At 67.1% G+C, this 16,880-nt stretch carries 18 protein-coding genes and 1 rRNA gene; 8 read left to right on the top strand and 11 right to left on the bottom strand.

Annotated elements, in window-relative coordinates:
- Positions 1-34: 34 nt before the first annotated feature.
- Entirely contained in the window at positions 35-1,984 is a 1,950-nt protein-coding gene (locus tag M5J20_RS04780; RefSeq protein WP_253577013.1) for an alpha/beta-hydrolase family protein, read from the top strand.
- Positions 1,985-2,029: 45 nt separating this feature from the next.
- On the opposite strand, the gene msrA is transcribed toward M5J20_RS04780, so the two are convergent.
- Positions 2,030-2,671 (bottom strand): peptide-methionine (S)-S-oxide reductase MsrA, encoded by a 642-nt coding sequence (gene msrA, locus M5J20_RS04775; protein WP_253577011.1) that lies wholly within the window; start codon positions 2,669-2,671, stop codon positions 2,030-2,032.
- Between the two features lie 87 nt (positions 2,672-2,758).
- On the opposite strand from msrA, the gene M5J20_RS04770 reads away from it, so the two are divergent.
- Positions 2,759-3,361, top strand: a complete 603-nt coding sequence (locus tag M5J20_RS04770) for a superoxide dismutase (RefSeq protein ID WP_253577009.1) — start codon at positions 2,759-2,761, stop codon at positions 3,359-3,361.
- Between the two features lie 290 nt (positions 3,362-3,651).
- Positions 3,652-4,830, top strand: coding sequence for an MFS transporter (locus M5J20_RS04765; RefSeq protein WP_253577007.1), 1,179 nt, complete (start codon positions 3,652-3,654; stop codon positions 4,828-4,830).
- 35 nt (positions 4,831-4,865) lie between these two features.
- Here the strand turns inward: M5J20_RS04765 and M5J20_RS04760 are convergent, their stop codons facing one another.
- On the bottom strand, positions 4,866-6,368 hold the full coding sequence (locus tag M5J20_RS04760; protein ID WP_253577004.1) for a TM0106 family RecB-like putative nuclease: 1,503 nt from the start codon (positions 6,366-6,368) through the stop codon (positions 4,866-4,868).
- A gap of 103 nt (positions 6,369-6,471) precedes the next feature.
- On the opposite strand from M5J20_RS04760, the gene M5J20_RS04755 reads away from it, so the two are divergent.
- On the top strand, positions 6,472-7,104 hold the full coding sequence (locus M5J20_RS04755; RefSeq protein ID WP_253577002.1) for a DUF6474 family protein: 633 nt from the start codon (positions 6,472-6,474) through the stop codon (positions 7,102-7,104).
- Between the two features lie 3 nt (positions 7,105-7,107).
- Here the strand turns inward: M5J20_RS04755 and M5J20_RS04750 are convergent, their stop codons facing one another.
- Complete coding sequence (locus M5J20_RS04750; RefSeq protein WP_253577001.1) at positions 7,108-7,746, bottom strand: LuxR C-terminal-related transcriptional regulator; 639 nt, start codon at positions 7,744-7,746, stop codon at positions 7,108-7,110.
- Positions 7,747-7,750: 4 nt separating this feature from the next.
- Complete coding sequence (locus M5J20_RS04745) at positions 7,751-9,013, bottom strand: sensor histidine kinase (RefSeq protein WP_253576998.1); 1,263 nt, start codon at positions 9,011-9,013, stop codon at positions 7,751-7,753.
- Here M5J20_RS04745 and M5J20_RS04740 point away from each other — a divergent pair.
- Positions 9,012-9,593 (top strand): DUF2020 domain-containing protein, encoded by a 582-nt coding sequence (locus tag M5J20_RS04740; protein WP_253576996.1) that lies wholly within the window; start codon positions 9,012-9,014, stop codon positions 9,591-9,593. The genes M5J20_RS04745 and M5J20_RS04740 overlap by 2 nt on opposite strands.
- Positions 9,590-10,564 (top strand): TIGR00730 family Rossman fold protein, encoded by a 975-nt coding sequence (locus M5J20_RS11485; protein ID WP_253576994.1) that lies wholly within the window; start codon positions 9,590-9,592, stop codon positions 10,562-10,564. Before M5J20_RS04740 ends, M5J20_RS11485 begins: the two co-directional genes overlap by 4 nt.
- Here M5J20_RS11485 and M5J20_RS04730 read toward each other — a convergent pair.
- Positions 10,561-10,713, bottom strand: a complete 153-nt coding sequence (locus M5J20_RS04730; RefSeq protein WP_253576989.1) for a hypothetical protein — start codon at positions 10,711-10,713, stop codon at positions 10,561-10,563. The genes M5J20_RS11485 and M5J20_RS04730 overlap by 4 nt on opposite strands.
- A gap of 12 nt (positions 10,714-10,725) precedes the next feature.
- Positions 10,726-11,583 carry a class E sortase gene (locus M5J20_RS04725; RefSeq protein ID WP_253576987.1) on the bottom strand — a complete coding sequence of 286 codons (858 nt, stop codon included), beginning with the start codon at positions 11,581-11,583 and terminating at the stop codon, positions 10,726-10,728.
- An 18-nt stretch (positions 11,584-11,601) separates the two neighbouring features.
- Here M5J20_RS04725 and yidC point away from each other — a divergent pair, with 18 nt between their 5' ends.
- Positions 11,602-12,777, top strand: coding sequence for a membrane protein insertase YidC (gene yidC, locus M5J20_RS04720; RefSeq protein WP_253576984.1), 1,176 nt, complete (start codon positions 11,602-11,604; stop codon positions 12,775-12,777).
- Here the strand turns inward: yidC and M5J20_RS04715 are convergent.
- The 4 genes from M5J20_RS04715 to M5J20_RS04700 form a co-directional block, all read right to left on the bottom strand.
- Positions 12,774-13,406 (bottom strand): TetR/AcrR family transcriptional regulator, encoded by a 633-nt coding sequence (locus M5J20_RS04715; RefSeq protein WP_253576983.1) that lies wholly within the window; start codon positions 13,404-13,406, stop codon positions 12,774-12,776. The two genes, yidC and M5J20_RS04715, sit on opposite strands and share 4 nt — an antisense overlap.
- A gap of 502 nt (positions 13,407-13,908) precedes the next feature.
- Entirely contained in the window at positions 13,909-14,178 is a 270-nt protein-coding gene (locus M5J20_RS04710; protein WP_253576980.1) for a GlsB/YeaQ/YmgE family stress response membrane protein, read from the bottom strand.
- Positions 14,179-14,281: 103 nt separating this feature from the next.
- Positions 14,282-15,175 (bottom strand): universal stress protein, encoded by an 894-nt coding sequence (locus tag M5J20_RS04705; protein ID WP_253576977.1) that lies wholly within the window; start codon positions 15,173-15,175, stop codon positions 14,282-14,284.
- An 84-nt stretch (positions 15,176-15,259) separates the two neighbouring features.
- Positions 15,260-15,406 (bottom strand): hypothetical protein, encoded by a 147-nt coding sequence (locus M5J20_RS04700; RefSeq protein ID WP_253576974.1) that lies wholly within the window; start codon positions 15,404-15,406, stop codon positions 15,260-15,262.
- A 22-nt stretch (positions 15,407-15,428) separates the two neighbouring features.
- Here M5J20_RS04700 and M5J20_RS04695 point away from each other — a divergent pair, with 22 nt between their 5' ends.
- Positions 15,429-16,400 carry a pseudouridine synthase gene (locus M5J20_RS04695; protein WP_253576972.1) on the top strand — a complete coding sequence of 324 codons (972 nt, stop codon included), beginning with the start codon at positions 15,429-15,431 and terminating at the stop codon, positions 16,398-16,400.
- Between the two features lie 373 nt (positions 16,401-16,773).
- Here M5J20_RS04695 and rrf read toward each other — a convergent pair.
- Positions 16,774-16,880: ribosomal RNA gene (gene rrf / locus M5J20_RS04690) — 5S ribosomal RNA — on the bottom strand; the annotation flags it as partial.

Genomic DNA, 16,880 nt, shown 5'->3' with positions numbered 1-16,880 from the left:
TCGCGCCCCACACCCGGCCGCGATTTTTGGGACAATGAGCGTCATGTTTGTCGACGGCAGCTTCAACCCCCGTTCCATCCTCCGCCGCCTGCCAGGTCCGTTGTCCGACGTCGTGCCGGAGACCGTGAACTCGGTGCGCAACGCGCGGCGCCGGTACTCGGTGAGCCGCGACGGTGTCCTCGCCGCCCCGGTCGCCGCCCTGCAGGTATTCGCCGACCTCTCCCCCGCCCTGCGTCTGCAGGGTCTGCAGCGGCTGCCCCAGAGTTTCCGCGCAGGCGCGGTCGGCGCGGAGGTGGCCACGTGGGGCGCGGTCTCGCCGTCGTTGCTGCCCCACAACTGGTTCGCCACCGCCATGAACGTCGGCGTCCTGCAGGGCATCGGCCACGGTGCGGCGACGGCCGTCGCGCAAGCGGTCCGCCCCGGCAAGCAGCGCGCGAGCGGCCCGCTGCCGCGGCCGGCGCGCCTCGCCATGACGGGCGTGACGCTCGGCATGTACGGCACCGCGCTGTGGCGCCGCAACCACCAAGAGGAGCTCGTCGAAGTCGAGGGCGAGTACTCGGTCTGGGACACCCTCGGCGGCCTCGCGCTCGGCACCGTCGGCTACGGCGCGGTGCTGGCCATCGGCGAAGTCATCCAGAGCTTCGTCGACGCGATCAACAGCGTCTTCGGCAAGAAGCTGCCGCCGGTGACATCCTGGCCGCTGGCGATCGCGGTCGGCGGCGGTGTCATCCTGCTGTTCACCGACCGATTGGTCATCCGACAGTTCCTCTCCCTCGCGTCGCGCCAGGCCGCGGAGCTGGACCGCGCCTTCATGCGCGGCGCCGACCAGCCGACGGAGCCGGAGCGTTCCGGCTCCCCCGATTCGATCGTCGACTGGAGCGACATGGGCCGCCAGGGCCGAGCCACCGTCGCCGGCGGCCCGCGCAAGTCCCAGATCGAGCGCGTCCTCGGCGGCGACGAGGAGGCGATGGAGCCGATCCGCATCGTCATCGGCCTCCACGGCCTCGAGCAGAACGAATCCCCGGATTTTGAGGCGATGGCGCAGGAAGCCATCTCCGAGATGCACCGCACCGGCGCCTTCGAACGCAGCCACATCGCCATCATGTCCGGCGCGGGCACCGGCTGGGTCAACGATTTCCACACCTCTGGCCTGGAGTTTGTCACCCGCGGCGACTGCGCCGTCGTCTCCATGCAGTACTCCTTCCTCCCCTCCGCGTACTCCTACATCGCCGACCACGAGTCCCCGGTGCGCTCCTCCCGCATCCTCGCGCGCGCGATTCAGGAGGAGCTTTCGCGTATCGACGAAGCGTCCCGCCCCAAGTTGTACGTCGGCGGCGAATCGCTCGGGGCCTACGGCGTGTCCGACGCGTTCGAGTCGGTCGAGGAGTTCATGAAGGGCACCTCGGGCGGCGTGTTCACCGGCGTGCCGGGGTTTGCGAAGAACCACAGGGAGCTGACCAGGCGTCGGGAAGCGGGAAGCCCCGAGCGCCTCCCGCTTGTCGACGGCGGACGCCACGCCCGCTTCGTCGCCCACCCAGACCACCTCGAACACGACTTCCAGGGCGATGCCTACGCGAACGAGTGGGAAAGCCCGCGCTACGTCTTCGCGCAGCACGCCTCCGACCCCGTGGTGTGGTGGGAGCCGAGCCTGCTGTGGAAGGCCCCGGACTGGCTGACAGAACCCGGCTCCCGCGGGCAGAAGGCTCCGGACGCGCAGAAGCTCGACGTGCTGCAGACGCTGCGCTGGATGCCGCTGGTGACGTTCTGGCAGGTCGGAGTGGACCAGTTGATGTCGCAGGAGGTGCCCAGCCCCCACGGGCACAACTACCACGACGAGACGGTGGCGTATTGGAACGCCGTGATCCACGGCCCCGGCAAAGGGTTGAGCGCGGACCAGCTCGCGCGCGCCTCCGAATGGATCCACAACGATGCCGTCAAGCTGCGCAAACCCCCGGGCGGCTTCCCGTCGAAGTACGGGTACTAGGGTCGCCTCCCGGACTGATCGAATGAGCCCGGGCCGCGCAGGCCGCTAGATCCCGCAGGCCACCCCGGTGGAGTGGTGGGGGCAGTAGCCGTTGGGCACCTTGTGCAGGTACTGCTGGTGCTCGTCCTCCGCTAGGTAGTAATCGGCGCCGGCGGCGACTTCGGTCGTGATGGCGCCGAAGCCGGCGTCGGCAAGCGAACGCTCGTACTCCGCGATCCACTCGCGGATCTGCGTCGCCTCTTCCTCCGTGTCCGTGTAGAAGGCAGAGCGGTACTGGGTGCCCACGTCGTTGCCCTGGCGGTAGCCCTGCGTCGGGTCGTGCGCCTCAAGCGCGGTGCGCACCAGCTCCTTGAGCTCGATGTTCGCTGGGTTGTACACCACCTCAACCAGCTCGACGTGGTTCGTCTGCCCGCTGCACACCTCGCGGTACGTCGGGTTCGGTGTCACGCCGCCGCCATAACCGACGGAGGTCGAATCCACCCCGTCGAGCTGCCAAAACATCTTCTCCGCGCCCCAGAAGCAGCCGATGCCGATGAGCAGGCGGCGCTGCTCCGGCAGCCACGGGCCGGTAATCGGCGTGCCCAGCACGGCGTGGGGACGCGGGTTGGCGAGGATCGGGGTCTCGCGGCCCGGCAACGCTGCCTCGGCCGGGACCAATTTCGGAGTCGGTGCAAAAAGGAATCCCATACCTTCTCTAACGACGGCTCCGGCCCTTGTGTTCCGAATTTGTCTACCATGGGGCTCGCACTTGCTTTTCGACGAAAGGATTTAACCATGGCTGTCTACGAGCTTCCTGAACTTCCCTACGCTTACGACGCGCTTGAGCCGCACATCTCCGCAGAGATTATGGAGCTGCACCACTCCAAGCACCACGCCAACTACGTGAAGGGCGCAAACGCCGCCCTCGAGGCGCTGGAGGCAGAGCGCAACGGTGAGGCAGACGCAGACAAGATCCGCGCACTGTCCAAGAACCTCGCGTTCAACCTGGGTGGCCACACCAACCACTCCATCTTCTGGAAGAACATGGCTCCGAACGCTGGCGGCGCACCGACCGGCGCGATTGCTGAGGCTATCGACCGCGACTTCGGCTCCTTCGAGGGCTTCAAGAAGCAGTTCTCCGCAGTGGCGAACGGTCTGCAGGGCTCCGGCTGGGCAGTTGCCGGCTACGACCACATCGCTGGCCGCCTGATCATCCAGCAGATGACTGACCAGCAGGGCAACATTTCCGTGGACTTCACCCCGGTGCTCATGCTGGACATGTGGGAGCACGCCTTCTACCTCCAGTACAAGAACGTCAAGGCCGACTATGTCGACGCTTGGTGGAACGTTGTCAACTGGGACGGCGTCAACGAGCGCTACACCAAGGCTGCTGCGTAAGTCTTACGCTCAGCGCTGCGCGCACGCCCTTTCCCCGCGAATCACATGAGTCACAGCACTCTCGCGGGGGGAGGGTTTCTCTTTTTTCAAATGCGCCACACTGTGGTTTTTCGAGACATAGGTGCGCGAGTGGGAATTATGTGCGCCGAATCCAGTATGTATCGCATTTCAGAAAAAGAACACCGCCCCCAAACAGCAGCTCCCAGCCCGGGGCCGGCTCCCAGCCCGGGGCAGGCTCCCGCCCCGGGGGCAGCTTGCACCCACCACCACAGCGGGCCACCATAAGACACATGAGGAAGGGCACGCCGGAGTATCGCCGAGCAACAATCGGCATGCTGCTCGTCGGCCTCGCCATCTTCTCCTCGCTCTACGCCACCCAGGCGCTGCTGCCCACACTGACTGAAGAGATGGGCATCACCCCCTCGCAGGCCGCGCTTACGGTGTCGGCAGCGACGGGCGCGCTGGCTGTGTGCGTGGTTCCGGCGTCGATCCTCTCCGAAAAGTACGGCCGCGGCCGGGTGCTCACGATCTCCGCGGTGGCGGCGACGGGCGTCGGCCTGCTCCTCCCGCTGTGCCAGACCATCGAGCAGATGACGCTCTTGCGCACGCTGCAGGGCGCCCTCATCGCCGGCACGCCCGCGGTGGCCATGACGTGGCTCAGCGAGGAGCTCGACGACCGCGACCTGCCCGGTGCGATGGGCCTTTACATCGCGGGCAACACGATCGGCGGGTTGATGGGCCGCCTCATTCCCGCGTTCATGCTGGAGATTTCGACGTGGCGGTGGGCACTCGCGGCGGGCTCGATCGTGAGTTTCGCACTCGCCGTCGCCACCATGCTGCTCCTGCCTGAGCAGCGCAATTTCCGCCCGAAGGCGTCGATTCGCCCGGCCGCGGAATTCGCTGCCGTCGTCGGCCACCTGCGGAACCCGCGGCTGGTCGGCCTCGCGCTCACGGCCTTCCTCGGCATGGGTGTGTTCGTGTCCATGTACAACTTCTTCGGCTTCCGCGCGGTGAACGATTTCGGATTGCCGCCGTCCCTGGCCGGCCTCGCGTTTGTGATGTACCTGTCCGGCACGTGGTCGAGCGCCCGCGCCGGCACGTTCGTGCGCCGCTTCGGCCGGGGACGCGTGGTGCTCGCCGGCGCGGTGCTGATGCTCGCGGGCGCGCTCATTGGCGCCAGCCCGAACCTATGGCTGACGCTGACGGGCTTGCTCATTTTCACGGCGAGCTTCTTCGCCATGCACTCCACCGCATCCGGCTGGGTCGGTCAGATCGCCGAGCATGACCGCGCGGAGGCGTCCAGCCTGTACGTCTTCTCCTACTACATGGGCTCCTCGATCCTGGGGGCCGCGACGGGCCGCGCGTTCGAGGCGCTGCCGTGGGCCGGCTTCGTCGGCGTGCTCGCCGGCCTCCTCGCGCTGCTCAGCGCCATCACGCTCGCCCTCGCGCTTGCGGAGCGCAGGCGCTAGGCACCCGCGGCCGGCCCTCACTTACCGGCCCTTACTCACAGGAACGCCTCAAGATCCGGCACCCCTGGTGCGCCTGCGGTCAGAAAGTCGCGCACCGCGCGGGTGGCCCGGCAGTCGTCCTCGTTGTAGCGCAGCAGCGCGTCACGGGCGCGCTCGTCGCCTTCGCGGGCGAGGCGGCGCAGCGCCACGGAACCCTCGCCATCCAACTCCTCGTCGCGCCAGGTGAATCCGGCGGCGGGGCCGAGCACTTTCAGTCCCAGCCCGTCGGTGCCCACGAGCCGCCGCTTGGCGAGTGCGAACACGTCCACCCACTCGTCGGAGCTGATGAACGCCTGCACTTCGGCGGCGGAGACGGAGTCGAAGCGTTTCGCGGAGCGCTTCAGCCAGTAGTTCTCGCCGCCGGCGGCGAAGCAGTAGGCGCGGAAGGTCTTGCCCGCCGCATGAGCCTCAGCGCGGACTTCCATGAGCCAGTTCCAGAACGCCGCGAAGTTCGCCTCCTCAGCGTCGCCGCCGACTTCCTCCCAGGTCACGAAGGCGTGGTAGAGCTCCCCATCGAACGCGCCCCACAAGTACGCGCCCTGGTCCAGGTAGGCCTCGAGGTCGATGTCGATTTCTACGTCGGCACGCGGCACCGGCCCGGCGCCACCTGCACTTGCAGGTCGGCGCAACACCGGCACGCCGGCGCGCCAGGCGCGTGCGAGGGCTGAGGGTTCGCCCAGATGAGCGTCGATAAGCGATTGCACCGTGGGGTACCCGCGCTCCCGCCACGCGTCGCCGGTGCCGCCGGGAAAGACCAGCGAAATATCGTCGAGCTCCTCCAGGCGAGGGCGGCAGAGATCCCAGAACCTGCAGGTGGCACACTGTTTGAGGCGCTTCGGCTCCGTCGGCACGGGCTGGGCCAGCGCGTCGGTGAGCGGCTCGATGAAGCGCGTGACGTCGCCGAGGTAGGCGCGCGAGCGGTCCTGGCCGATCAGCCCGCCGCGGCCGGTGGCCACACCGTGCTGGCGCAGGAGCAGCTCCGCAAGCGCGAGGCGGTACCCGTCGATGGTGTGGTGGCGCGCCCTCGCGTGCACCGTCAGCGGTTTACCGAGGCCGAGGCGGTTGGTGGCCACCATCTCGAGCTCCGCGTCAGGGTGCGGGCGGGCGACGCGGTGGTTGGAAATCATGATGGGGAGGTAGCCGTCGTCGGCACGCACCAGCACGTCAATGCGCACTTCCGCCGCAACGCCCGCGACCACCCCGCTCAGGCGCGCGCCCGTGATCAGGTGCGCCCTCCGGGCCAGCGCCTCACGCGTCGCCTCTTCGCCCGCATCCGGGTCGAGGTCCACGCGCACAAATGCTTTCCGACGCCCGTCCCCAACCGCCCGCTTCACCGGCAGCTGCGCCATCACCGCGGCGCGCGCCGCCTCCACCTGCGGCTGGCGCGCAACCGTCTCCGGATGCGGGGGCACCTCGGGATGCGCGGCGCGCTGTCGGAGCTTGAAGCGGCAGCCGACCAAATCCGACGCGCGCACCACAACGGGCTGAGATTCCACCATCACAATGCCTGCGATGCTACCGCCGCGGCGCGGGCAGTGCTGCAGGTACAGTGGGTGTGCGACGTTGATTTATTAAGCAAACTCACTTCAGGGAGCTCGCCCCATGGGAATTCTCAAGACCATCACTAAGGCCCGCGCCAACTACAAGGCGCAGATTAAGGCCGCCGAGGCCCACGCACGCAAGCTGGCCAAGGAGGAGGCGAAGGCGGACCTGCGCACCGCCCAGCTGCTGGATAAGGCTGAGAAGCGCCTGCTCAACGAGGAGAAGAAGGCGCTGAAGCGCAAGCGCAAGCACGAGAAGGACCTGGCCGAGACTTACCTCAAGCGCATTGAGCAGTCGGGCCTGACCAAGAAGAAGGCGAAGAACTTCGTCGGCGGCGCCCGCGTGCTCGTGCCGGTGCTGCTGCCGCTGGTCTACAAGGCGTGGACCTCCTACCAGCAGTCCCAGATCGACAACCGCGCGGCATCCATGGGCCTGACCTCCCAGGACCTCGCCCGCCACTCCGGCCGCGGCGCCGAGCTGAAAGCCCGCGTCGAGGCGCTGCGCGGCAACGTGGAGAACGGCTCCCTGCCCACCGGTTTTGCCAACGATGCCCGCGTGCGCCTGGACAACCTGGACCAGGCCGTGCGCAACGCTGAGCACGCAAGCCCGGAGCAGCAGCGCCTCGCCCACAACGCGATTGAGAAGGACCTCACCGAGCTCGCAGCCGAGATCGGTGAGAAGCAGCAGGACTAGCCCCTAGAGCACCCCGAGCTCGCGGGCCGAGGCTACTGCCGACGTCCGCGAGCGCACCCCCAACTTGTCGTAGATGTGCACGAGGTGGCTCTTTACCGTCGCCTCGGAAAGCATGAGCTCCTGGCCGATCTCGCGGTTCGAGGAGCCGGCGGCGACGAGCTGCAACACCTCCAGCTCGCGCGGGGTGAGCGAGCTGCGGGGTGCGGCCTCGCGGGTAGCCAGGCGATCAGCCACCACAGGGGACATCGACTGGTCCCCGCGCGCCGTGGAGCGCACCGCGGCCACCAGCTCCTCCGGCGGGGCATCCTTGAGCAGGTAGCCCACGGCACCGGCCTCGATGGCGCCGAGAATGTCCGCGTCGGTGTCGTAATTCGTCACCACCAGCACCTTCGGCGGGTGCTCCATGGTGGCGTTGATCTCCGCTGTGGCCTGGGCGCCGGTGGTTACGCGGGTGCCCTCCACCCCGGCGCCGAAGCGCAGGTCCATGAGCACCACATCGATCCCGCCGGCCTGCGCCGTGGCAATCGCGCCTTCGGCGGTGGCCACTTCGCCGACCACCATGATGTCTTCCGCGTTCTCCAGCACGGCGCGCAGGCCGAGTCGGACAATCTCGTGGTCATCTGCCAGAAGCACGCGAATCATGCTTTTACTCTAGCCCGTCCACCTCGACGCCCCGCCCAGGCGTGGCCCCCGCGACCTCGCGCGGCACCGCCACACTGAGGGCGGTCGGCCCGCCCGGTGCGGACTCGATCGTCAGCTCGCCGCCCAGCTCGGCGGCGCGGGAGCGCATCGCGTCCAACCCGAGGTGTCCCAACCCGCTCGGTTTGCCGGCTTGGGCGGCGACATCGAAGCCGATGCCGTTGTCCACCACGTCGAGGCGCGCGCCGTCCGGCTCGTAATTCAATGTCACCCGCACGCGCGAGGCCCCGGAATGCTGCACCGCGTTGGACACGGCGCCCTGCGCGATGCGCAGCAAACCCGCCTCGGTGCGCATCGGTAGCGAGCCCGCCTCGCCGTGGGTTTCCACCTCAATGGCCATGTCTCCGGTCGTCGCAAAGTCCTGCGCGATCCTGCCCAGGGCCTCGCTGAGCGACGCCTCGCGCAGGCCAGCCGGGGTGAGCGCCGCGATCATCGCGCGGGTCTCGGCGAGGTTGTTCGACGCGGCCCGGCGCGCGGCCTCCATGCGCTTCATCGGCGCCTCGATCTCGGCATCGCTGAGCCCCGTAGCCTTCAAGTCCCGCTCGGCGGCGTGCAGCAGCATCTGGATCGAGGAGAGGTTCTGCGCAACCGTGTCGTGGATTTCGTGGGCGAGGCGCTCGCGTTCCTGCGCCACGCCGGCCTCGCGTTCGGATTCGGCGAGTTGCTCGCGGGTGGCCAAAAGTTCGTCGATAAGCGCCTCCCGCTCCCGGCTCACCCGGCCGATGGTGGTGAAGGCGTAGTTGATGGCCACGACAACCACCGCCGAAAGCGTCGGGCCCATCACGCCGCCGAGCGTGACACCGACGGGAATTTGAATCGCAATCGCGGTGGCTAAGCCCGCGACCACCCACAACAGCCCGCGCCAGTCGTTGAACGCGCGCAGGTACACGAAGAAGAGGACGAACACCCAGTACACCGCCACCGGCGAGATGGCCATGTCCGCCACCCACACCGCGGAAATCGCACCGAGCCAGATGCCGCGGCCCCACGCACCCCAGCGCGGCATCTCCACCAGCCCGTAAAACAACAGGAAGGAGAAGGCGGTGACCAGCAGAATATGCAGCAGCGCCGCGTTGAGCGGCATCTTCGCCAGCGCGCCGAGGGAGACAACCACCAGGCACACGGCGAGCACGGTCACGCCCGTGTCCAGCGCTTTGTTGTCGGGGATGTCGGCGGGGTCCCGCTCCAACATCACTAGTCTGGAGCTCATGCGTCTGACACTACCCACCCGGCCTGCGCCGGCCGCGGTGTTCCTCGCCGCCGGTCTCGCGCTCGCCGGTTGCGGGACTTCGCTTGACGACGGCACCGATGCACCCGAAAGCCCCACCCCCGCCGCCCCGGCCGGGGACGGCCTAGAGAAGGAGGCCCTGCCCGCGACGGACCGCAACGCGCAGGACACGTGCCCCTACCTGGATGCGGAGTGGGTGGCGCAGACGAATGGCCAGCGCGTGACCGGGGTGGGCGTGGACCGCCGTTTCGACCCGCCGGCCTGCCAGTTTTGGTCGTACCCGCCGGAGCCGCAGCTGACTGTGGTGGTGCGCCGGATGCCGGACCCGAGCGCGGCGATGGCGGTGGTGGATTGGGCAACCCCGATCGAATTCACCGCGCCCGCTGACCAGCCCGCCGGCTGGCACGGGGGCCGCCACGGCGGCGGCGAGGTGCCTGGGCGCGTGGGGGCCGCGTACTCAGTGGCCAAGGGGGCGACGGCAGTGACGGTGTTCACGAACCAGGACGAGTCGGTGAAAGCGCAGCTCGTGGCGGAGCAGGTTATCGCTACGCTGGGGCTGTGACTTCCCCCGCTGCTCCCGAGATCAACGTCGCGGCCGTGGTGCTGCGCAACGACGCCGGCGATGTGCTTTGCGTGCGCAAGGCGTCCAGCCCCCGCTTCCAGCTGCCCGGCGGCAAGCCGGAGCCGGGCGAGACGATGGTGGAGACGGCCCTGCGCGAGACCCGCGAGGAAGTGGGCCTCGACCTGGACCGTGAGCGCTTGAGCTTCCTCGGCCGCTTCTCCGCGGCCGCGTCCAACGAGCCCGGCCACACGGTGACATCTGCCGTGTTCGTCTCCCCCGAGGTCGGCGTGGCCCCCGCTCCGGGTGCCGAGATCGCCGAGATCGCCTGGATCGACCCAGCGGATCCGGAGGGCTACGAGCTCGCCCCGCTGTTGGCCACCCGCATCTTCCCGGCCCTGGCACCCAGCGAGCTGCAGGCCGTCACGGTCTTCGCCGGTGCCCGCGCCGGTACCGATCCCGCGACCGCCAAACTGGCCTACGCGCTCGGCCAGACCCTGGCGCGCCACGGCATCACGCTGGTTTACGGCGGCTCCAAGCTGGGGCTGATGGGAGAGGTGGCGAAAGGAGCGTCGGAAAGCAAGGGCCCCACGGTCGGTGTGCTAACCACCCACCTGGCCAACTACGAGCTGAAATTCGATCGGCTCGACCGCCTCGAGGTGGTGGGCACGATGGCGGAGCGCAAGGCCATGATGCGCGAGCTGTGCGACGCCTTCATTGCGCTGCCCGGTGGCACGGGCACGCTCGACGAGCTTTTCGACGAATGGGCTAACCAGCAGCTCGGCATCCACACCAAACCGATCGGCCTGCTCGGCGAGGCGTTCTGGGCGCCGCTTCTGACCATGGTGGATCACATGGTTGACCACGGCTTCATCCGCGCCACGGACCGTGCGCACCTCGTCGTCGCAGACGACCCGGAGGAGCTGCTGGCCAAGCTGCGCGCGTGGGTGCCACCCGTGCCGCGCTGGCTCTAGACCGCGACGTCGTTGTAGGGCATCAGCGAGGAGACCCAGGGGAACACCACTTCCATCAGCAGGAAGAAGACCGCCACCAGGATGATCAGGGTCAACAGCCATTTCACGGCCGGCGGGCCGGGGAGTTTGCGCCAGAGATATGCGTACATGTCGGTGCAACCTTAAGTCATTGCGGCGGGCAGCTGGCCCGCGCCGTCGGGGCTTTTGGGCATGACCTCGGTGGCCACGGCGTGGATAATCATGCGCTCCGCGTTGGAGAACTGCGGGTGGCAGGTGGTCAGCGTGATCAGCGGCAGCATGCCGTCCGCGACGTCCAGTGACGGGTCGCCCGGCAGCGGGTTGATCACGTCGATGTCGCCGGGAGTGGTTATGTGCCGGCCGAGTACCCCGGCGTATCTGCCGGCCGCGACCTGCGCGACGGTGCGCTCCGGCATGCAGGCCGCGGCGGAGCTCACCCGTTCCTGCTGGTCGCCGGACATCGGCAGCACCCGGTAGGTCACCCAGCTGGACTGCGTCTCCACCACGATCGCGTCGCACGTCTTCAACGCGCCGAGGTCGTTGAACGGCGCGCCCTTGCCCACGCGGTGGCCGGCGACGGCAAAGTTGCCCGGCTCGCCCGGCATTTGCGTATCCGGGTACCGTCCGGGGCCGGTGAGCAGCGCCTGCTCATCCACGCCCTCAATGATGGCGAACTGGTAGTCGGGGCCGAAGACGGGGATGTACATGCGCGCAAACGCGTCGCCGAGCGCGGGTGCGGGCCGCTCGCGCGGGTTCACCCACTGGTTGTCCCACTGCACCTCGAGTTTCTGCTGCGCCTCATCTTGCATGCGCCCAGCCGCGATGTTGGTCCAGTACGACTCGTAGAACGCGAACAGGAGCAGCAGCGCGCCGACGGTGAGCAGCACCTCCCCCACCACTTGGCTGACGCTTACGCGCCGCGGGTTCGAGGGTGTGCCGGCAGCTATTGCCGGGGCCTCCGGCGGCGGAGTGCCAAGTGGAGCCGTACGTGCCGGAGTCATGGCCTAACATTAACGCACATGCTGGAAATGCTCGTGTACCCGGTGTCCGCCGTGATGAAGTTCTGGCATTGGGTGCTCGAAGGGCTCTCCGTGCCGGCGAACGCGGCGTGGATCGCCTCCATCGTGCTGTTCGTGTTCACCGTCCGCGGCCTGATCCTGCCGTTCGCGTGGCAGACGTACAAGACCACCCGCACCACCTTCCTCATGCGCCCCTACCTGCAGGATGTGGAGAAGCAGTACGGCACCTCCACCGATCCGAAGGATCTGCGCGCTGAGGAGGAGGCCCGCCAACAGATTCACAAGGACCACGGTTACAACCCGCTCGCCGCCTGCGTCCCCGCCATGATTCAAGTCCCCATGTTCCTGGGTCTCTACCGGGTGCTGTTATGGATGGCGGTGCCGGACGCCTCCGAAGGCCGCCGCATCGGCATGCTCACCGACGCGGAGATTGAATCCTTCCGCACCACCACGTTCTTCGACGTCCCGCTGCCCGCGTACGTGGCCATGGACCCGGAGCAGTTCGACTTTTTGGGCACAACGCTTCACGACGTCCGCTCCCTCGCCATTCCGCTCATCACCACCGCCATCGTGTTGACCTCCACCAACATGGTGATTTCCCAGTTCCGCAGCCGCTCCACCCTGGAGTGGAACAGCGCATTCGCGCGGCGCATCTACTCCGGCATGTGGTGGGTGATCCCGCTGGTCGCCGTCATGCTGGCGCTCGCCGGCCTGACGGGTCTTGTGCCCATCGCCCTGTTGATGTACTGGGTGCTCAACAACCTCTTCACCACCGTGCAGAACGCCGTGCTGTGGTGGCTGAGCGTGCGCCAGCTGCCGTCCACCGAGCGCCACCACCAGTTCCAGGAGGAGGTCAAGGCGGAGGCCCTCGCGCAGACCCGGGAACGCAAGGAGCAGCACCGAGCTTTACGACGCAAGAGGATCAGCTCCATCACCCGCCCCACCACCTTCGCCGACGTCCGCCGCGAGATCAGGGACGAGAAGCGCTCGGTGAAGGAGCAGAAAGCCTCCGAAAAGGCCGCAAAGAAGGCCCTGAACAAGGAGCGCAACGAGGCCCGCAAGGTGATGAACAAGGAAAAGGCCGCCGAGCTCGCCGCGGAGCGGGAGGCGAAGAAGAAGGCCAAGGAGGCCGAGAAGAACGGCGAGGCGCCGTCTGCCGAGCCGGAGCAGGCCTAGATGGAGTAGTCCGCCGGCGGTGCGCCGAGAGTGCTCTTCGCCAGCTGACGGGCAGTCTTCAGCGGCTCTACCGTCTGGGTGAAGCGGGCGCCCGCCAAGCCGCCGTCCAGGTAAATGAGTAGCTCATCTGCTTGGTCGGTGGAGTCGTAGCCGTTCTTCTCGCTCAGCAGGGATGTCATCGTCTGGTGCATCCACCGGCGGTGGTTCAAGCTGGTCTCCACGATGCGACGCTCCGAATCGGTCTCCGGGCGCGGGTATTCCGTCGCCGCGTTGAAGAACGGGCTGCCGCGGAAATTCTTGTCCGGCTCCTCCTCGATCGCCATGTCGAAGAAGGCGAGGATCTTGCTGTCGACATCGCTGGAGGCGCGGGCGCGCTCGTCCCAGCGCTGGCGGAATTCCTCGTCCATCCGTTCGAGGTAGGCCACCACCAGATTGTCTTTCGATCCGAGCAGGGAGTACAGCGACGCCTTCGCCACGTCGGCCTCGCGCAGGATGCGGTCAATACCGATGACGCGGATGCCTTCCTCGTTGAAGAGCTTGGTCGCCGCGTCGAGGAGTCGCTGCCGCGGGCTCGGCCGATTACGGCGACGCGAGCTGGGCTTCTTCTTGCTCGAATCAGTGGTGGCCACGCACCCTCCCTTGTAGACAAACCGGTACGTTCATCTTACCCAAGACCGTTGCGTCCACTAACCATTTATCCACTCCCCGCCCTCGCAGCCAACCGGCCCCGGCCCCGGCCCCGGCCCCGGGGCATACGTTTAGGGGCATACGTTTAGGGGCATACTTGCTGGCAGACGTTTTATTCACGTTATCGACGACAGGTGACCCGCAAGTCTCCAACCACGTGGTATGCCCCTAAACACCTGCCCCGGAACCCGACCTGCAGGTATGCCCCGGAACCCGACCTGCAGGTATGCCCCGGAACCCGACCTGCAGGTATGCCCCGGAACCTGACCTGCAGGTACGCCCCTGATCGCCGACGAGGCGGCGCCCCACGTTTCCGCAGGCCAGGAAGGCGTAAGGGCCGACCCAGGGCCCGGCCCACCCCCAACCCCGACCGCTCCGCCCGCACAAGGCGCAAAAAATCCCCAGCACCCGAAGGCACTGGGGAAGCGCTCGACACGCAGCGCGTTAGCGGCGGCGCGAGGTGACCATGTTGACGATCCACAGCAGGATCACGGCACCAAGCAAGCAGGTGAAGAAGCTAAAGATCCAGTTGCCGCCGGCCACGTCGAAGCCGAACAGTGAGAGGACCCAGCCGCCGATAATGCCGCCGAGGATGCCGACGACGATGTTCAGGCCGATACCCATCTGCGCGTCACGGTTCTGAATCATGGAGCCGATCCAGCCTGCGATACCGCCGATAACAATCCAGCCGAGGAAGCCGAGAGTAGGAGTCATTGTTCTAAAGTCCCTTCAAATTGTGACGCGCCATGGGGACGCGAGTTACCGCAGCCCATTATGCCTGCGTTTCGCACCGCCGGACATTACAATTGTCAAACGTTTAGGACTCTGGGCGGACAACCATCATCGGGCACGGCGCGGACTGCAGCAGCGCGCGCGACGTGGAACCGAGCAGCATGCCCTTGAAACCGCCGCGGCCGTGGGAGCCGGTGATCAGCAGCTGCGCACCCTGCGCAGCCTCGGTCAGCGCGCGGACCGGGCGGTCGCGCGTGACCACCTTCCGCACCGTCACGTCGGGGAAGGAGCTGCCGAGGTCGGCCAAGTAATCGTCGAGAAGCTTGCCCTTCTCCTCCTGGGCCTGCTGCCAACGGTCCTCGCTGACGCTGTAGCTGGAGCCCGGCGCCTGCAGCTGCGAGTCGATCCACGTGTGGACGGCGAGCAGCTCAGCACCGCGGGCCTGCGCCTCCTCGAAGGCGACTTCGGCGGCGCGGCGAGACACCTCGGAACCGTCGATGCCGACGACAACGGGGCCGTACTTGTTCTCCTCCGTCACTGCGTTATCCTCGCGCACCACCACAACCGGACAGGTCGCGTGCGAAACCACCGCGCCGGAGACGGAACCCAGCACCATGCCGGACAGGCCGCCGAGACCGCGGGAACCCATGACGATCATGCCGGCGTCGCGGGACATCTCCAGCAGCATGTCAATCGGGGAGCCCTCCGCCACCGCGTGGCCGATCCTGAGGTCGGGACCCACTGCCAGCGCAATCTCCCGTGCATCGTCGATCTTGCGCATGGTTTCGCGCTGGAGATCGTCGAAAAGCTCCTGCGGCGGCACCATGCCCTCGGCGTAAAGGAACTGCGGCATGGTGTAGCTGGATGCCAGCCGCAGCGGCACATCGCGCTTCACCGCGGTGTTCGCAGCCCAGCGGACGGCGTTATCGGAGGCCGGGCTGCCATCGACAGCAACGACAACGTCAAATTCGCGAGACATAGTCAGTCTCCTTCAGGGTAGGCAACTGGTTATACCCTGAACTCTACCCCGCGCGCCCCATCCAGCGACGGCGCGTGAGGGAGGTTACTGCGGAATCTCGACCGGGTGCGCCGCTTCCGCGTTCGCCGGGTACAACAGCTTGTACACGAAAGTCAGTGCGTCCAAAATAGCCTTGCCGATGCCGTCGCGGAAGAATGCGAGAACCGGCTCAAGTAGTGCTCCGAGATCCATGGCGGATAATCTACTACACATCATGGCCCGCAAGAAGCACCCGAGAACCCCGCTTCCGCCCCGCGGAGGCCTCGGCGCCTCGCGGGTGCGCCTCCCCGGCACCGAACCGAGCACCGCGTTCGACTTCATCGCGCGCGTCATCGCCGAGCAGCGCCACCGGCACCCCGCCGACACGGACGAGGCCGTCCTCGAACGCTTTGCACAGGGGCAGGTAGTGCTTATCGACGGCACTCCCCTCAGCCCGTCCTCAATAGTCGCGCCCGGCACCGACGTGTTCTTCTACCGCCGGCCGGCTCCCGAGAAGCCGGTCCCGTACGAGATCGAGCTGGTGTACGAGGACGAGGACATCATGGTGGTAGACAAGCCTCCGTTCCTTGCCACCATGCCTCGCGCCGCCCACATCACCGAGACCGCGACAGTGCGCCTGCGCCGCGCCACTGGGAACGAGGAACTCACCCCCGCCCACCGCCTGGACCGCATGACCTCCGGGCTGCTGCTGCTAACCAAGCGACGCGAGATCCGCGGCGCCTATCAAGAGCTTTTCGCCGCTCGCCAGGTGCACAAGCGCTACACCGCGATAGCTGAGTGGCGAGGGCTGGAGGTGCCAACAGTATGGCGCAGCCACATTGACAAAAAGCACGGCGAAATCGCCTCAACCGTCATCGAGGGCGCCGAACCGAATGCGGAGACCATCGTGCGCTCCGTTGATCGGCTCCCCGCCTCGCGAGAGGTGGAGCTCCAGGGACTGCACGGTTTCGGTGGTCCCCTTGCTAGCTACCTACTGGAGCCGGCCACTGGGCGCACCCACCAGCTGCGAGTCCACATGTGCGCCGCCGGCTTGCCCATCCTTGGCGACCCCGTCTATCCCGTCGTTCACGAGTTCGGAGACGAAGACTTCGCCCTCCCCATGCGGCTCAAATCCGTCGAGCTGGCCTTCACTGATCCGCTTTCCGGCGCCGATCGGTGTTTCACCGCGGCGGAAGGGCTGCCGTAAGTGATTCCGGCCGCGCCGCTAGCACCGGGGCCAGCCCGCGGTCGGCGTCGCTTCCGGCAGGTTGTCAGCGAATGTAGCGACCAGGGGAAACGGGGTGGGTTATGAAGGATGTTGTCAAATCCTTCTGGGCGGGTGCCGGCCGGTCTCCTAGGTGTGCGCGGTGGCCGCTGTTGTCGGCTGCTATCGGGTCTTTTGGGTGGTTGGTGGCTGCAGTGGTTTACCGCATGTCTGCAGGGGCGGTGTTTTTTGGGGGGTTATGCAGTCAGTGGGTGATCGGCTGCAGCCCCCACGGGGTGTGTTAGCGCATAACGCGAAAAACCCGGCCCCCTTAACGTGGTGTTTGGGGGGCCGGGTTTGTTGTGTGAAGTTGTTGGGTCGGCGGTAACCTACTCTCCCACACCCTCCCGGGTGCAGTACCATCGGCGCGGGCGGGCTTAGCTTCCGGGTTCGGAATGGGACCGGGCGTTTCCCCGCTGCTAT

This window comes from Corynebacterium stercoris, assembly GCF_024160105.1.
Taxonomy (GTDB): domain Bacteria; phylum Actinomycetota; class Actinomycetes; order Mycobacteriales; family Mycobacteriaceae; genus Corynebacterium; species Corynebacterium stercoris.
The sequence above is the reverse complement of the archived record's forward strand: the minus strand, read 5'-3'. Positions and strand labels throughout refer to the sequence as shown.

Bases quoted from the DNA above. Each gene is read 5' to 3' on its own strand.
- M5J20_RS04740 (WP_253576996.1), top strand. From the start codon at position 9,012: ATGCGTCTGACACTACCCACCCGGCCTGCGCCGGCCGCGGTGTTCCTC.
- M5J20_RS04700 (WP_253576974.1), bottom strand. From the start codon at position 15,406: ATGGATCTCGGAGCACTACTTGAGCCGGTTCTCGCATTCTTCCGCGAC.
- M5J20_RS04750 (WP_253577001.1), bottom strand. From the start codon at position 7,746: ATGATTCGCGTGCTTCTGGCAGATGACCACGAGATTGTCCGACTCGGC.
- M5J20_RS04755 (WP_253577002.1), top strand. From the start codon at position 6,472: ATGGGAATTCTCAAGACCATCACTAAGGCCCGCGCCAACTACAAGGCG.
- M5J20_RS04760 (WP_253577004.1), bottom strand. From the start codon at position 6,368: ATGGTGGAATCTCAGCCCGTTGTGGTGCGCGCGTCGGATTTGGTCGGC.
- M5J20_RS04725 (WP_253576987.1), bottom strand. From the start codon at position 11,583: ATGACTCCGGCACGTACGGCTCCACTTGGCACTCCGCCGCCGGAGGCC.
- M5J20_RS04710 (WP_253576980.1), bottom strand. From the start codon at position 14,178: ATGACTCCTACTCTCGGCTTCCTCGGCTGGATTGTTATCGGCGGTATC.
- M5J20_RS04765 (WP_253577007.1), top strand. From the start codon at position 3,652: ATGAGGAAGGGCACGCCGGAGTATCGCCGAGCAACAATCGGCATGCTG.
- M5J20_RS04745 (WP_253576998.1), bottom strand. From the start codon at position 9,013: ATGAGCTCCAGACTAGTGATGTTGGAGCGGGACCCCGCCGACATCCCC.
- M5J20_RS04730 (WP_253576989.1), bottom strand. From the start codon at position 10,713: ATGTACGCATATCTCTGGCGCAAACTCCCCGGCCCGCCGGCCGTGAAA.
- M5J20_RS04695 (WP_253576972.1), top strand. From the start codon at position 15,429: ATGGCCCGCAAGAAGCACCCGAGAACCCCGCTTCCGCCCCGCGGAGGC.
- M5J20_RS04780 (WP_253577013.1), top strand. From the start codon at position 35: ATGAGCGTCATGTTTGTCGACGGCAGCTTCAACCCCCGTTCCATCCTC.
- yidC (WP_253576984.1), top strand. From the start codon at position 11,602: ATGCTGGAAATGCTCGTGTACCCGGTGTCCGCCGTGATGAAGTTCTGG.
- M5J20_RS04770 (WP_253577009.1), top strand. From the start codon at position 2,759: ATGGCTGTCTACGAGCTTCCTGAACTTCCCTACGCTTACGACGCGCTT.
- msrA (WP_253577011.1), bottom strand. From the start codon at position 2,671: ATGGGATTCCTTTTTGCACCGACTCCGAAATTGGTCCCGGCCGAGGCA.
- M5J20_RS04705 (WP_253576977.1), bottom strand. From the start codon at position 15,175: ATGTCTCGCGAATTTGACGTTGTCGTTGCTGTCGATGGCAGCCCGGCC.